Genomic DNA, 14,250 nt, shown 5'->3' with positions numbered 1-14,250 from the left:
TGTAGCGCTAGCAAGTCTTGGTGTGTCTGGCAACGCAGGCATAGATTTGGCGCAAGAGATGGGTGGACATCGCCAATCAGACACCCGCCCACCTCGAACATTTTTTAGGCTTGTCCGCATCTCGTCGAGATCTGCGCAAGCAAAACGGAGAAATCATCGTGGCGACACCTCAAAAAATCGGCATCGTCGGTTGCGGCGTCATCGGCGCCAGTTGGGCGGCTTATTATCTGGCTCGCGGATTTGACGTTGGCGCAACCGATCCCGCGCCCGGTGCCGAGCAGAAGCTGCGGGATCTCGTCGCGCAATATTGGCCCGCGCTCGTCAAGATCGGGCTCGCGCCCGGCGCGTCCCAGGACCGGCTGACCTTCGATGCCGACCCCGTGAGCGCGCTGGCCGGCGTCGGCTTCGTGCAGGAGAACGGACCCGAGCGCGTCGACGTCAAACGCGCGCTGCTCGCCGAGATTTCGGCAGCCGTCGCCGATGACGTGATCATCGCCACCTCCTCGTCGGGAATTCTCATCTCCGACATCCAGGGCGGCGCGCGCAATCCCGAGCGGGTCGTGCTCGGTCACCCCTTCAACCCGCCGCATCTGATCCCGCTCGTCGAGGTCGTGGGCGGCAAGGAAACCTCCGACGAGGCGGTCGAACGGGCGATCAATTTCTATCGCGCGATCGGCAAGAAGCCGATCCATATCCGGCGCGAGGTCAAGGGCCATGTCGCCAACCGGCTGCAGGCGGCGCTGTGGCGCGAGGCTTTCTACCTGGTCGATCAGGGCATCGCTTCGGTGTCCGACATCGACACCGCCATCGCGCATGGCCCGGGCCTGCGCTGGGCGCTGCTCGGACCGTTCCTCAACCTCCATCTGTCAGGCGGCAGCGGTGGTATCGGCCATGTGATCGACCATCTCGGACCGCCGATCGAGTCCTGGTGGCGCGATCTCGGCGACCTCTCCTTCACGCCCAAGGTCAAGACCGAGGCGATGCAGGGCGTCGAGGACGAATTGAGCGGCCGGGAACTCGCAACGCTCCAGGAGGAGCGCGACGACACGCTGATCCAACTCCTCGCCCTCAAGGCCCAGGCTCCTCAGCTGCCCTGAGCTTCTCTCTCAAGACATTGGATGACGTGATGACCAGCATGATCCAGGACCGCATTGCCGCGGCGCTCTCGGCGCCGCTCACATCCGACGATCGCATCGATCCCGCCAGGGAGCTGCGGGAGGTGTTGGACGGGGTAGGTCTCGACCCCACCGACGCCGGAGGAACGGTCACATTCTCCGGCAAGGACCCGATCATCTCCAGCCCCTGGCCGCTTGCCACCATGGCGGGCGTGTCGCTGATGGCCAAGGCGGTGGCCTTCGCGGGGATCTGGAAGACGCGGACCGGCGAGGGACAGGACCTGTCGGTCGACCTGCGCCAGGTGCTCCACCGGCTATGCCCCTTCTACGACAAGAAGTGGGAGATGCTGAACGGATATGCGCCGGGTACACCGTCCGACCCGGCCAATCCGTTCATGCCGAGCCACATGTACCAGACGCGAGACGGCCGCTGGCTGCAGTTGCTCAACATCTATCCCCGGACCAAATCGGCGGCGCTCGCCTTGCTCGGGTGCAGCGACAGCGTCAGCGCCATCGCGGCCGCGGTTCGCGAGCATGACGGGCTCGCGCTCGAGGAGCGTTTCAACCAGGCCGGTCTGCAGGCGACATTGGTGCGCACCGCCGAGGAATTCACGCAGACCGAGCAGTTCGGCTATCTGAAGGATATGCCACTCGTCGAGATCACGAAGATCGGCGACAGCGATCCGGTTCCGTTCACCGCCGATCCACGAACGCCCCTCGACGGGATCCGGGCGCTCGGACTTGGCCGGGTGATCGCCGGCGCCGGCCTGGGCCGCGCTCTCGCCTATCATGGCGCGGACGTCCTCAACCTGTGGGGACCGGGCGACTTCGAGATGGACCTGACCTATTACACGGCGAACGTCGGAATGCGGTCCGCGACCATGGATCTCAAGCGCGCCGACGAGATGACGCGCTTCAAGGCGCTGCTGGGCGATGCCGACCTCTTCTTTTCCAATCGGCGCCCGGGCTTCCTTGGTCGCTACAACCTGACGGCCGAGCAGCTCGCCGAAATCAAGCCCGGCCTCATCCATGTCGACATGTCGCTCTATGGCTGGCGCGGTCCCTGGGCGGATCGTATCGGCTTCGACCAGAATGCCGGCGGCGTCAGCGGCGTGTTCGCCCGCGAAGGCACGCCCGAGCGGCCGCAGCTGACCGAGATATTCGTCGTCAACGACTACGCCATGTCGTGGATCGCCAGCGTTGCCGTCGCGGCTGCGCTTCAACGCCGCGCGACCGAGGGCGGCAGCTATCGTATCCGGATCTCGCTCGCACGGCTGTCGATCTGGCTCCTGCACATGGGCATCTTCGACAAGGCCTATGCCGCTGCGATCGCGGGCACTGCCGGCGATCATGAATATCTCGCGCCCGAGCTGTTCGAAGCGGACACGCCATGTGGGCATTATCAGGGGGTCACCGACCAGGTTCGGATGTCCCGCACGCCCGGCTTCTACGCGACGCCGCTGGTGCCTCGCGGCTCGGGCAAGGCTGAATGGCTCGCGCGCTGAGATCCTCGCCGCCCGCCAGATGAGGCAGGGTCGGTTGCAATCGGAGATGTGAGATGAACGAATACACGGCTGCGCAGGGCCGTCTGGCCCTGCTGGATGTCTACAAGCGGCAGTTGGTGGTGATTGAGCGTGAGAGCGGCAAGATCCTCCTGACGGTGGAGAATGTCGGCCACCCCGACGGTATCCAGGTCGATGCGGCAAAAGGTTATTTCTACTGGACCGACATGGGCCCCCATCGCGAAGGCGAGGACTTCTTCGAGCCGGACGGCACCATCCGGCGCTGCCGCCTCGACGGCACTGGCGATACCCAGCTGGTCGGCGACGGCGCGATCTACACGCCCAAGCAGCTCCAATTGGATCATGACGCCGGCATGCTCTACTGGTGCGACCGCGAAGGCGGCCGGGTCATGCGCAGCAGGGTCGACGGGAGCGGGCTGGAAACGCTGGTGGAGCGGGGCAGGGGAGGCGCCTATCCCCGCGACAAGCTCGACCAATGTGTCGGCATCGCGCTCGATGCCGCGCACGGCAAGCTCTACTGGACCCAGAAGGGGCCCAAGAAAGCAGGTCTCGGCCGTATCTTCCGCGCCGGCATTGAGCTTGCCCAAGGTGAGCAGCCCTGGAACCGGTCCGACATCGAGCTGCTCGTGGACGCGCTTCCTGAACCCATCGATCTCGAAATCGACGAGGAACGGGGCCTGCTCTACTGGACCGATCGCGGCGCTGAGCCCGATGGCAACTCCTTGAACCGCGCCCGCATCACGGCTACCGGCCTGGAAGGGCACGAGGTTCTGGTTCGCGGCTTTGAGGAAACGATCGGCCTGACGCTCTGCCCTGGTGACAATGTCGCCTATGTGTCGGACCTGTCGGGCCGCGTCTATCGCATCGACCTTGAGACCATGGAACGGACGGTGCTGTACGACCAGGGTCAGGCGGTAACCGGCCTCGTGCTCTTCTGATCACCGTCGGCCCTCGCCAGGCGTCGCTTCCTTGAGGGGGCAGTACAGACGGGAAGCCAAGACTGTGCGCATCGCCAGGGTTTTGGTTTCCGGCGCCCCTGTTCAATTCATGCGAACAGCCCTGCCTGATAGTCGCGCGCGGCCTGTACGAGTTCAGTGGCCGTGGTCATGACGAAAGGGCCACGCGCAGCGACGGATTCGTTGATCGGCGGGGCGTGGCCGTAGATGATCGTTCCGCCATCAGTCGACGTCACGGTGACGCGGTCGCCCATATCGCCGAACATCACGCGGCTATACTGCTCGACCCTTTCGCCGCCGATGATGACGTCCCCCTCGATCACGTAGAGGAAGAGGCTGCGTCCCTCCGGCGCCGGCAACACCACCGTTCCACCAGGCGCTAGGTCAACGACGAGCATTGTCGCGTCTGTCAGCGAACGGATCGGAGCCATGGTGTCCTCGAAGCGACCCGCGACGACGTTGACGGTGGCGCGGCCGCCATCGATCTCAATCGACGGGATGTCTTCAGCCTCGAGCCCGACATAATGCGGCGGGGCGTCTTTGAGCGCCGAGGGAAGGTTGAGCCAGAGTTGGAGGACTTCGAGCGGTCCGCCGTCCTTCCTGAAGGCTGGCGGGGCGGACTCGTTGTGGACAATGCCCGAGCCGGCCGTCATCCATTGCACGCCGCCGCCATGAACAATCCTGGGCGACGAGCGGCTGTCCTCGTGCAGCAGCGCGCCGGTGCGGACGAAGGTTATCGTCTCGAACCCCCGATGTGGATGGGGCGCAAAGGGCAGGCCATGATTGTTCGGCGGATAGACCTGCGGCCCGTGATGGACGATCAGCAGGAAAGGCGTGGGGCCAGACATGGTCACCGGCGGGATGCGGGTGATCAGGTCGTGATTGTCCTCGCGCCGCGCGACGCCTTTGTTGACGATCGTCCGTTCGGTCATGGTCTCTCCCTGTTTCGAAACGCACCCCGTGATCGGGTCAGCCGGCTTTCGCCTGCTTGCCTTCTCGGTAGCCCTTGAGCGCGCCGCCCCAGCCAAGCAGCTCGTCGAGCATCGTATTGAGTGCGGTCGCCTGCACGTCGCGCGGCTTGAACGTGGAGAAATTCTCAAAGTCGTCGAACAGCGATAGCGCGACCTGCGAACGCACATCCGCGATGTGCAATTCTCCGACGATACCGCGCAGATGCTCGACGGCGCGAACGCCGCCCGTGCTGCCATAGCTCACGAAACCCGCAGCCTTGTCGTGCCACTCGTAGAACAGGAAATCGATCGCGTTCTTGAGCGCACCGGAGGTCGAATGGTTATATTCCGGCGTCACGAACACGAGGGCATCGAGCGGTGCGATCGCGCCCGACCAGGCTTTGGAATGCTCCTTGGTGAAGGGTTGCCGCAGCGACGGCGGGAACGGCTCGTCGAGCACCGGCAGGTTGAAACTCTCGATATCGACGAGATGAAAGGCGGCGTCCTTGCGCTGCGAGGCGAGTTCATGGACCCAACGCGCTACCGCTTCGCCATTGCGGCCGGGCCGCGTGCTTCCGATGATGATTCCTACATTCAGCGTCATGAGGCAGCCTCCGGCTTACAAAAAGGAAGTGACGCTATATTGGTAAGTTCCTCGAACGGCTGCAAGGAGGCACATGCATGATAGTCCCGAACAGCGATGTCAGCGATCAGCTCCAGCAGGTGGCCGAGGGCTGCGAGATCACGCGAGACGTCTTGCAGCGGATTGGCGATAAATGGACCGTGCTGGTCATTATGAGCCTTGCCGGCGGGCCTCGTCGCTTCTCGGAAATCGCGCGTCTGGTGCCAGACATTTCGCAGCGCATGCTGACCTTGACGCTTCGTGGGCTGGAACGGGACGGTCTCGTCACGCGGACGGTGACGCCGACCGTTCCGGCGCGCGTCGACTACGCGCTCACGCCGCTCGGGCGCTCGTTGCAGAAACCTGTTGCCGCGCTGGGAAAATGGGCTCGCGCCCATCAGGACATGATCAAAGCTGCCCGTGTCGCCTTCGATGGCCGGCTCCGTGAATGATCCCGGACGCAGGTTTGGCATGCCACAGCTCGCCATGCACGTCGGTTGACAATCGTACTAAATATGTCAAATCTGTAAATCAGAGGGCCGCCCGTTTCTGAAGAGCCCGCCGCAGAGAGACCCATGAACACCGAGCCCGGCGACACGTATGACGCGATCCTCACGGCCGCGCTTGAGGTCTTCCTCCGGTACGGCTTCGCCAAGACATCGATGAAGGATCTCGCGCAGGCGGCCGGCCTGTCACGGCAAGGTCTCTACCTGCATTTTGGCAGCAAGGATTCCATCTTCGAGGCGATGGTCGCAGGGAACCTGCGCGATGCGGGCGGTACGGTGCGGCGGGCGCTCCGGCGGGCTGATTGCAGCATTGAAGACAGGCTGGCCGAGGCATTCGAGGTCGCGCACGGCGCAGGCATTGGCTCTCCATTGCTGGACGAACTCATAGAGGAGAGCCGAAAACGTTGCCCGCTTGCGGTCGGAGCGTTCGAAACGACGCTCCTGTCCGAGGTCACCGAAGCCCTGTCGGTGGCGCAGGTTGCGGATCGATGGAAAGCGGAAAAGCTTTCGGCAGCCGAGCTGGCGCAGCACCTCGTCCACGCCTCGGTCGGCATAAAGCATGAAGTCGCCTCGCCCAATGCATATCGGGCAGGAATTCGTCTGGCCGTGCAGATCATATGCCGCAGCCCGCGTGGCTAGACCCGATCCAGCCATCGCGAAACCGATCGTTCCATAAGAAAGAACCGACCAATGCAGAAGACCATCATCATAACCGGAGCCAGCGATGGAATTGGAGCGGCAGCAGCGCGGAAGCTCAAATCGCTTGGCCACACCGTCATCCTGGTGGGCCGTTCGCGGTCGAAGACCGAGGCGATGGCCCGCGAACTGTCTGTGCCCTTCCATCTGGCCGACTATGCCACGCTTGGTGATGTGCAGCGACTGGCGGACGAACTGCAACATTATGATCGCATCGATGTGCTCGCGAACAATGCGGGCGGTATCATGGGGAACCGCGAACTGACCGAGGACGGGTTCGAGAAAACCTTTCAGGTGAACCATCTCGCGCCGTTCCTTCTGGTCAAGCTGCTGATGCCCGAACTGATCGCAAGTCGTTCCACCGTCATCCAGACCGCAAGCGAAGCCGCGAACATGTGGGGCGGCGGTTTTGACCTCAGCGACCTCAACAACGAGCGCGACTACGCACCGCAGAAGGCTTATGGCCGGGCAAAGCTGGCGAACATATTGTTCACCAGGGAACTCGATCGTCGGCACCGACCGGACGGCATTTCCGCCGTGGCGTTCCATCCCGGCGTCGTCCGCTCCAGCTTTGCAAGCGACACCACGCATTTCATGCGCTTTATCTATCACACGCCGCTGAAGTACCTCATCACGATAAGCCCTGAGAAGGCGGCAACCGGTCTGGTCGACCTTGCCGAGGGAACCCCGGGCAGCGATTGGGAATGTGGCGGGATGTATGCGAACGGGAAGCCGATGAAGGTGGGCTTCAAAGACGATGGATCGATTGCCAGGGGACTGTGGGACCGGAGCGAGGCGATGCTTAAGCCGTGGCTTGGTCAAGGCTAGCAAATCGTAGACGCTTTCAGAGACCTTGCTAAGAAAGGTTTTGCCGCAGGAAGGCTCCCGCGCGTTCGGAAGCCTCGACCGCTGTGTTCAGGACGCCGGCCATTTCGATGAACCCATGCACCATGCCGAGAATTTCGACATAGTCCACCGGCACACCGGCCGATTGGAGCGCGTCCCGGTACAGGCGACCGTCATCGCGGAGCGCGTCGCATTCCCCGCTGAAGATCAGCGCCGGCGGCAAGCGATCGAAGGTGGAGGCGAGGAGAGGGGAGACCCTTGGATCGCGAGGATCGATATCGGAAACGAAAGGATCGGACATGGCGTGCATCGCGTCCAGCGTCAGTGGTGGCACATTGCCGTTTTCGACCCGAGACGAAAATGCCCAGCCGGTCGGGGATAGATCACCGCAAGGGTAGAACAGCACCTGCGCGCGAAACTGAACCTCGTCGCGCAGTTGTTGCGTCGCGACGGCGGCAAGGCTGCCCCCGGCGCTGTCGCCCGCAACGGCAAGCCGCTGGGGATCCAGAGCGAACTCGCCGGCATGCTCCGCGAGCCATCGGATAGCGGCCACGACATCGTCGGGGCCGGCAGGAGCAGGATATTCGGGCGCCAGACGATAGCCGATCGCAACCACGGTCACGCCGCTATTGTGGACGAGCCGCCGACAGACCTTGTCGTGACTGTCCAGGTCGCCGAGCGACCAGCCGCCGCCGTGGATGTACACGGTTGCGGCTCCCGGCGAACTGGGGGTCTGCGGAACATAGAGGCGCAGCGGGATCGCTCCCGCGGGCCCCATGGCCTTGATGTCGCGTACCTCGCCGACGGGCAGCACCTCGCCGCCCAATGTCGCGCCGATCTGCTTGTATGCTTCGCGCATCTCAGCGATCGGCAGAGTATCGAGCGGCGGCGCACCCGATTCGTTCATCGCCTCCAGGACCGCGCGGACGTCGGGCGCCAGCCGCGCCGGATCGAAGGGTTTTGCCTGCATCTCGTCAATCTCCGTTGAAGCGCAACGGCGCGCCGGCGTCGTTGCTGTCAGTTTCAGATAAATGATGCCCAAGCATGTCGCTCAGAGGGATTTGAGCGCGCGTTCAACGCTCGTTGCCAGCGGCGTCGTCGGACGCCCGATGAGCTGCGACAAGGTGCGCTCCGATCCATAAAGCGCGCCCTGCGAGGCGCTGACATCATAGGAAGCGATGGCTGCGGCCAACTCCTTGGGCAAACCGGCACCTTCGAGCGCTGCGGCGTAATCGGCTGCGGGAAGATTATGATAGGGAATGTTCTTGCCGGTCTGTCGCGATATTTCGGCCGCAAGGTCGGTCAGGGTCCAGGCTTCGTCGCCGGCCAGTTCATAGGTCATGTTCTCATGACCCGGAGTGGTCAATACGGCGACGGCGGCTTCGGCAAGGTCCTCCCGGGTCGCGGAGGATATCCTGCCATCACCCGCGCTGCCGATCAGCGCGCCGTTGGTCAGCGCAGGGCCGACGGAGCCGGTATAGTTCTCGGTATACCAACCGTTGCGCAGGAGCGTGTAGGCAAGACCCGACGATTTCAGTTCGGCTTCGGTTGCCCGGTGCTCGTCCGCCAGGCTCAAGCTGGACACGTCCGCGTGAAGCACGCTCGTATAAACGATGCGCTCGACCCCCGCTTTCTTCGCGGCCGCGATTACATTGGCGTGCTGGACGGCTCGCTTGCCGATCTCGCTGGAGGAGATCAGCAACAGGGTGTTGACGCCGCGGAGAGGCGCATCGAGCGTAGCAGGAGCGGAATAGTCGATCGGCTGGGCAGCAACCCCAAGAACCTCAGTCTGCTCCGGTCGGCGGACCAGGGCGAGAAGATCGCCGGCAGACACCTTCTGCTTGAGCTTGTCGATGACAATATGGCCCAGCTGGCCGGCTGCAGCCGTTACTGCGATCGTCATGGCAAATATCTCCGCGTTGAATCAGGGTAGGAGGGCTTGCCTCGATATAGCGTCCGCCATTATTCTTGGTAAGTACATACAAAAAGGTAAGTTTAGGATGGCGCTCGAAAAGTCCGCCCGCACGTCCGAACCATCGGAGCGGAAAACCCTTCCCGACAGGCTCCTACGCGGCGATGTTCTGACGCCCGCATGCCCCTCCCGCGAGATCCTCAACCATCTCACCAGCCGGTGGGGCATATTGGCGCTCATCGCGTTGCTCCCTGGAACCATGCGGTTCAGCCAACTGCGTCGTCGGATCGGCGGGGTCAGCGAGCGGATGCTGGCGCAGACGCTTCAGCTGCTCGAAAAGGACGGTATGGTGGAGCGGCGCGCCTTCAACGTCGTCCCGCCGCATGTGGAATACACGCTTACGCCGATGGGCATGCAGGCGGCCGTTAAGGTACGAGACCTCGCCGACTGGGTGGAATCCAACCTGGAGACGCTCCTCCAGGCGAGAAGCGAAGACGGCTGAAGCCACACGGGGCATGGATGTCAGGAGCATCACCGCAAGAGCCGATCCTGTCAAAGCCGCTCGCCGGCGCGCATCGGTACCAGCATGGCGGCCGCCCAAGGGTTATTACTCGAGACGCAGGATGGGCTTGACGGTCTTGGCGCTCTCGCAGTCCGCGACCGCCTGGTCGATATCGGCGAAGTCATAGAACTGACCCTGTTCCTGCAATACACCCGGCCAGAACGAGAGACGGCCTTTCGAGCCAATCACCCATCGCTTTGAGAACTGCCTGGACGTCTGGAACTGAGCACGCTGGATCGAATGGTTTCTCCTGCATATCGTAAAACTCCGTTCAAGGGCTGGATAGGCATAGAGGTCGGCTCGGGTACACCAGTGGAAACACAATCTCGCCATCGTCGTCAGCGGTAAATCACGGCCTCTGCCTGTGCGGGTCGTGTCTTTGCCGGTCGTAGCGCTGCTAAGTGTTCTGCATCTCATCGGTCGCGACGATCGCCGTGAGATTGAGGATGCCACGCGCCGTCACGCTGGGGGTAAGAACATGAATCGGCCTGGAGAGGCCCATCAGCATCGGACCGACGACAGGCGAATTCGATGAAGCGGAGAGCGCCGTCAACGTAATGTTGGCGGCATCGAGATTGGGCATTACCAGCAAGTTCGCCGGTCCTTTCAGCGGGCTGTCGGTAACCAGCCTTTCGCGCAGACGATGCGAGAGCGCGGCATCAGCGTGCATTTCACCATCGACGATGAGTTCCGGTACCTTCTTCTGGACGAGCGTCAGAGCTGCACGCATTTTGCGCGCGCTCGGACTGTGCGAGGCTCCGAAGTTGGAATGCGAGAGCAGGGCGATCCGTGGAACAAGTCCGAACCGACGAACGCGCTGCGCCGCGAGTAGCGTCATTTCGGTGATCTGCTCGGGCGTCGGGTCAGGCACCATATGGGTGTCGGTGATGAACAGGGCTCCGGCATCGAGAATGAGCCCGGACAAGGCGTAGGCCCGCTGCACGCCCGGGACGAGGTCGATGATGCGCAGGACATGCTCGACCTGGCCCCAGAACTCGGCATTGCCGCCCACGAGAGCGGCATCCACGCGCCCGGTTCGCAGCAACATGGCTGCGGTCACCGTAGGACGCCGGTAGACGTGGCGCAGGATTTCCGATGATGCAACACCGCGCCGCGCGGCGATTATGCGGTATGCTTCGGCGAGGGGTTCGATGATTTCGTGATCGGTTTCGGGATCGATCACGGTGACGTCACGATCCAATTCGAAGCGCAGGCCCAACTCGGGCAGCTTCTGCGACAGGATGCGCCGCCGCCCGATGAGTGTTGGCTGCACGATGCCGTCATCCAGGGCATCTTGAACTGCGCGCAAGATGCGTTCGTCCTCGCCCTCGCCATAGACCACGCGCCGGCGACGCCCGCGCACCGCCTCGAACACCGGCAACAGCAATTGCGCCGAGCGCAGGTTTTGTTGAGCCAATGCGCGGCGATACTTCTCAAGATCGACGGTGCGCCGGGCCACCCCGCTGTCCATCGCGGCCCTGGCGACCGCCGGGGCGATCTCTGAAATGAGTCTGGGATCGAAGGGGGTGGGAATGATGTAGTCAGGGCCGAACGCGAGCTTGCGCCCGCTATAGGCCTGGGCGACGCTTTCATGCGCGGGCAGGCGCGCCAGCGAGGCAATGGCCTCGGCGGCGGCCATCTTCATCTGTTCGTTGATGGTCGTTGCCCCCACGTCCAGCGCGCCGCGAAAGATGTAGGGGAAGCCCAGGACATTGTTGACCTGGTTCGGATAATCCGATCGGCCCGTTGCGATGATCGCGTCAGGGCGTGCCGCACGCGCCGTCTCGGGCAGGATTTCCGGTTCGGGATTGGCCAGCGCAAATATCAGGGGCCGATCCGCCAGCAGCGACAGCCATTCGGGTTTCAGGACATGCGGCGCGGACAGGCCGAGAAAGATGTTCGCGCCAGGCAGCACTTCGGGCAGGGTCCTGGCATCGGTGGCTCGCGCATAGCGCGCCATATTGGGCAGCATGCCCTCGCGACCCGCATGGATCACGCCGTCTCTATCGGTCAGAGTGACATTCTCCCGAGGCAGGCCCATCGCAACCAGCAGGTCAACGCAGGCCAGCGCCGCAGCGCCTGCACCCGAGGTTACCAGCTTCGCGTCGCTCAGCGGCTTGCCCTGGAGCACCAGCGCGTTTTGCACCGCCGCCGCGACCACGATGGCGGTGCCATGCTGGTCATCGTGAAAGACGGGAATGTTCATCCGTTCCTTAAGGCGGGCTTCGATCGAGAAGCATTCAGGCGCCTTGATATCCTCCAGATTGATGGCGCCGAACGTCGGCTCCAGGAGCGCGACGGCATCGACGAAGGCGTCGGGATCTGTGGTATCGACTTCGATGTCGAACACGTCGATATCCGCGAATTTCTTGAACAGGACGGCCTTGCCTTCCATCACCGGCTTGGATGCAAGAGCGCCGATCGCGCCAAGCCCCAGCACGGCCGTCCCGTTGGAAATCACCGCAACCAGATTGCCGCGCGCGGTGTAATCGAGCGCCTTGCCAGGGTCGGCGGCGATTTCCTCGCAAGGCGCGGCGACGCCTGGCGAATAGGCCAGCGCCAGATCGCGCTGGTTGACCATCCGCTTGGTGGGCTCGATCGCCAGCTTGCCGGGCTTGGGATGCCGGTGGTAGTCGAGTGCGCTGCGATAGAAATTGTCGTCCATCTATGACCCATTATCCCTTGGGCTGACAGGCTGCCCACAAGGTCCTGCTGCCGCCAGCCATCGCACCAACTCGAAGTCCATGATCGCGCGCGATGGTTGCGTGACGAGTGCCATCAAGGCTCCCCAGGCCATTCAACGATCGGCGCGATCTCTCCCACGTGTTTGATTGCCAACTGGCAGCCCTACGCCGCCCGACCGGTTGTTCCGATATTGCGAAAATAGGTCTGAACCAACATTTTGGCGGCGTGCAGGGCCAGTGCTTGCGTTGGCGCATTCGTGTTGCCGCTCGTGATTGTCGGCATAATAGACGCGTCGATCACATGCAGTTGTTCTGTTCCTCTGACCTTGAGCCGGGCGTCGACCACAGCGCCTTCGTCGAGGCCCATTCGGCAGGTGCCCACCGGGTGCCACATGGTGGTGGCCACGCTTTTCACGAACTCACCGATCTGCTCGTCGCTCTGCTTATCTTTTCCGGGGAGAACCTCTTCGTCCACGACTTCGGCAAGCGATTCCTGTTCCATCACCTTGCGCACAGCTTTCACTGCGTCGATGCCGACCTTCAGATCATATTCGTGACCGATGAAATTCGGGTTGATGAGCGGCATCGACGTCGGATCGCTGTCCGCCAAGCGCACCCAGCCCCGGCTTTTGGGCTGCAACACGACGGTGGCAAAGGTCACCCCGGAGCGCGAGCCGGTGGGGTTCAGTCCGTCCGCAGCGATGATCGGCTCGTGGTAGCATTGTACCGTGGGCTCCTCGCTGTCCAGGTCCAGCGGGTTCCAGTAGGACACCGTTTCGATCCCGTTGCCCGACGCCGGGCCGTCACGGGTCAGCAGATAACGCATCCCTGCGACCAGGGAGCCGATGCCATGGGCCGAATGCTGATAGCCCATCTTCCCCTTCACATAGGCAGTGATGGGAATGATCGGGTGATCGTGCAGGTTTTCCCCAACGCCCGGCAGATCCACCTTCACCTCGATCCCGAATTTCTGGAGTTGCTCCCTTTGCCCGATGCCCGAGTGCATCAGAATCTTCGGCGATTGCACCGCACCCGCAGACATGATCACGAGGTCAGCGCGGATGTCCTGTTCGTTTTTTCCGTTGAGAGCCCTGACACCGACTGCGCGTGTCCCGTCCAACAGCACTTTCGTAACCGTATAGCCGGTAAGCAGCTTCACTCGCCCACTGTCTACATGCCTGTGAAGATACGCGACCGCAGCGCTGCAACGCTTGCCGTTGAGCGTGTTGGTCTGAACGGGCGAAACACCGTTCTGGAAGTCTCCGTTATAGTCCGCGTTGTAGGGAAGGCCATATTCCTGGAATGCTTTCATGCATCGCTGATTCAGCTCGTTGATGCCCTTGGGCAGTTCAACGGACAGATCTCCGTGAATGCCATGATGGGCATTGTGGAAGGTGTCGTTCTTTTCCTGCTCGATATAGGCCTGGATCATCGTGTCCCACGACCAGTCTCCTGTATCGCCGACGGCAGCCTGCCAGGCGTCAAAATCCTGCTTCTGACCACGAACGTAGCACATGGCATTGATCGAGGAGCCGCCCCCGACGACCTTGCCCATGCGAAAGCGCCGGGGCGTCCCATGGACCGGCACCGTATCATAGGCCCAGACATGCCGGTCATGCGCGAGGATGTTCGAATATCCCGCAGGGATATGGATCATCGGATCACGATCCTTATCGCCTGCCTCGATGACCGCAATGCTGGCTCGGGTGTGACGGGCGAGATAATCGGCCACAACGCACCCGGCAGCGCCACTGCCTACGATGACCACATCGAACTCTTTGGTAGACATTGACAGGCTCCTGATTGCTTTTTGTTGTCTGCTCTGAATGGTTGGCGGCTCGATCAGGCCACCTGATTGGGACGCTGCCTCGGCCAAAC

Annotated in this window: 14 protein-coding genes; 7 read left to right on the top strand and 7 right to left on the bottom strand. The window is 62.6% G+C overall.

Features of this window, described 5'->3' with window-relative positions; translation table 11 throughout:
• The first annotated feature begins 62 nt into the window (after window positions 1-62).
• From BGP17_RS04210 to BGP17_RS04200, 3 genes are read left to right on the top strand one after another with little or no spacing between them, the layout of a single operon-like run.
• A complete protein-coding gene (locus BGP17_RS04210; protein WP_223806527.1) occupies window positions 63-1,097 on the top strand; it encodes a 3-hydroxyacyl-CoA dehydrogenase NAD-binding domain-containing protein in 1,035 nt (344 codons plus the stop codon).
• A gap of 29 nt (window positions 1,098-1,126) precedes the next feature.
• Window positions 1,127-2,620, top strand: coding sequence for a CoA transferase (locus BGP17_RS04205; protein WP_070156420.1), 1,494 nt, complete (start codon window positions 1,127-1,129; stop codon window positions 2,618-2,620).
• Window positions 2,621-2,673: 53 nt separating this feature from the next.
• Window positions 2,674-3,576: an SMP-30/gluconolactonase/LRE family protein gene (locus BGP17_RS04200; RefSeq protein WP_070156419.1), complete on the top strand. Its 903-nt coding sequence runs from the start codon at window positions 2,674-2,676 to the stop codon at window positions 3,574-3,576.
• A gap of 107 nt (window positions 3,577-3,683) precedes the next feature.
• Here the strand turns inward: BGP17_RS04200 and BGP17_RS04195 are convergent, their stop codons facing one another.
• On the bottom strand, window positions 3,684-4,526 hold the full coding sequence (locus BGP17_RS04195) for a pirin family protein (RefSeq protein WP_070156418.1): 843 nt from the start codon (window positions 4,524-4,526) through the stop codon (window positions 3,684-3,686).
• Window positions 4,527-4,563: 37 nt separating this feature from the next.
• Window positions 4,564-5,148: an NADPH-dependent FMN reductase gene (locus tag BGP17_RS04190; RefSeq protein ID WP_070156417.1), complete on the bottom strand. Its 585-nt coding sequence runs from the start codon at window positions 5,146-5,148 to the stop codon at window positions 4,564-4,566.
• A 77-nt stretch (window positions 5,149-5,225) separates the two neighbouring features.
• On the opposite strand from BGP17_RS04190, the gene BGP17_RS04185 reads away from it, so the two are divergent.
• The 3 genes from BGP17_RS04185 to BGP17_RS04175 all read left to right on the top strand — a co-directional run bounded on the left by BGP17_RS04185 (window position 5,226) and on the right by BGP17_RS04175 (window position 7,196).
• Complete coding sequence (locus tag BGP17_RS04185) at window positions 5,226-5,618, top strand: winged helix-turn-helix transcriptional regulator (RefSeq protein ID WP_070156416.1); 393 nt, start codon at window positions 5,226-5,228, stop codon at window positions 5,616-5,618.
• Between the two features lie 123 nt (window positions 5,619-5,741).
• A complete protein-coding gene (locus BGP17_RS04180; protein ID WP_070156415.1) occupies window positions 5,742-6,311 on the top strand; it encodes a TetR/AcrR family transcriptional regulator in 570 nt (189 codons plus the stop codon).
• A 51-nt stretch (window positions 6,312-6,362) separates the two neighbouring features.
• Window positions 6,363-7,196, top strand: a complete 834-nt coding sequence (locus tag BGP17_RS04175) for an SDR family NAD(P)-dependent oxidoreductase (RefSeq protein WP_070156414.1) — start codon at window positions 6,363-6,365, stop codon at window positions 7,194-7,196.
• Between the two features lie 28 nt (window positions 7,197-7,224).
• Here the strand turns inward: BGP17_RS04175 and BGP17_RS04170 are convergent, their stop codons facing one another.
• Window positions 7,225-8,256, bottom strand: coding sequence for an alpha/beta hydrolase (locus BGP17_RS04170; protein ID WP_223806526.1), 1,032 nt, complete (start codon window positions 8,254-8,256; stop codon window positions 7,225-7,227).
• 9 nt (window positions 8,257-8,265) lie between these two features.
• Entirely contained in the window at window positions 8,266-9,117 is an 852-nt protein-coding gene (locus BGP17_RS04165; RefSeq protein ID WP_070156412.1) for an SDR family oxidoreductase, read from the bottom strand.
• A gap of 97 nt (window positions 9,118-9,214) precedes the next feature.
• Between BGP17_RS04165 and BGP17_RS04160 the strand changes: the two genes are divergently transcribed.
• Window positions 9,215-9,628 carry a winged helix-turn-helix transcriptional regulator gene (locus BGP17_RS04160; RefSeq protein ID WP_070156441.1) on the top strand — a complete coding sequence of 138 codons (414 nt, stop codon included), beginning with the start codon at window positions 9,215-9,217 and terminating at the stop codon, window positions 9,626-9,628.
• Between the two features lie 105 nt (window positions 9,629-9,733).
• Here the strand turns inward: BGP17_RS04160 and BGP17_RS04155 are convergent, their stop codons facing one another.
• The 3 genes from BGP17_RS04155 to BGP17_RS04145 all read right to left on the bottom strand — a co-directional run bounded on the left by BGP17_RS04155 (window position 9,734) and on the right by BGP17_RS04145 (window position 14,161).
• Window positions 9,734-9,877 (bottom strand): hypothetical protein, encoded by a 144-nt coding sequence (locus tag BGP17_RS04155; protein ID WP_171905851.1) that lies wholly within the window; start codon window positions 9,875-9,877, stop codon window positions 9,734-9,736.
• Between the two features lie 208 nt (window positions 9,878-10,085).
• Window positions 10,086-12,353 carry an NADP-dependent malic enzyme gene (locus BGP17_RS04150; protein WP_070156411.1) on the bottom strand — a complete coding sequence of 756 codons (2,268 nt, stop codon included), beginning with the start codon at window positions 12,351-12,353 and terminating at the stop codon, window positions 10,086-10,088.
• A gap of 182 nt (window positions 12,354-12,535) precedes the next feature.
• Entirely contained in the window at window positions 12,536-14,161 is a 1,626-nt protein-coding gene (locus tag BGP17_RS04145) for a GMC family oxidoreductase (protein ID WP_070156410.1), read from the bottom strand.
• Window positions 14,162-14,250 lie beyond the last annotated feature (89 nt).

The sequence above is a fragment of the Sphingomonas sp. 67-41 genome (assembly GCF_001899725.1).
GTDB lineage: Bacteria > Pseudomonadota > Alphaproteobacteria > Sphingomonadales > Sphingomonadaceae > Sphingomonas > Sphingomonas leidyi.
This window is presented reverse-complemented; position numbering and strand designations above follow the sequence as displayed.

What these genes read in the sequence shown, in the direction of transcription:
- BGP17_RS04205 (WP_070156420.1), top strand. Translation starts at nt 1,127, where the DNA reads ATGACCAGCATGATCCAGGACCGCATTGCCGCGGCGCTCTCGGCGCCG.
- BGP17_RS04200 (WP_070156419.1), top strand. Translation starts at nt 2,674, where the DNA reads ATGAACGAATACACGGCTGCGCAGGGCCGTCTGGCCCTGCTGGATGTC.
- BGP17_RS04195 (WP_070156418.1), bottom strand. Translation starts at nt 4,526, where the DNA reads ATGACCGAACGGACGATCGTCAACAAAGGCGTCGCGCGGCGCGAGGAC.
- BGP17_RS04190 (WP_070156417.1), bottom strand. Translation starts at nt 5,148, where the DNA reads ATGACGCTGAATGTAGGAATCATCATCGGAAGCACGCGGCCCGGCCGC.
- BGP17_RS04185 (WP_070156416.1), top strand. Translation starts at nt 5,226, where the DNA reads ATGATAGTCCCGAACAGCGATGTCAGCGATCAGCTCCAGCAGGTGGCC.
- BGP17_RS04180 (WP_070156415.1), top strand. Translation starts at nt 5,742, where the DNA reads ATGAACACCGAGCCCGGCGACACGTATGACGCGATCCTCACGGCCGCG.
- BGP17_RS04175 (WP_070156414.1), top strand. Translation starts at nt 6,363, where the DNA reads ATGCAGAAGACCATCATCATAACCGGAGCCAGCGATGGAATTGGAGCG.
- BGP17_RS04165 (WP_070156412.1), bottom strand. Translation starts at nt 9,117, where the DNA reads ATGACGATCGCAGTAACGGCTGCAGCCGGCCAGCTGGGCCATATTGTC.
- BGP17_RS04160 (WP_070156441.1), top strand. Translation starts at nt 9,215, where the DNA reads ATGGCGCTCGAAAAGTCCGCCCGCACGTCCGAACCATCGGAGCGGAAA.
- BGP17_RS04150 (WP_070156411.1), bottom strand. Translation starts at nt 12,353, where the DNA reads ATGGACGACAATTTCTATCGCAGCGCACTCGACTACCACCGGCATCCC.
- BGP17_RS04145 (WP_070156410.1), bottom strand. Translation starts at nt 14,161, where the DNA reads ATGTCTACCAAAGAGTTCGATGTGGTCATCGTAGGCAGTGGCGCTGCC.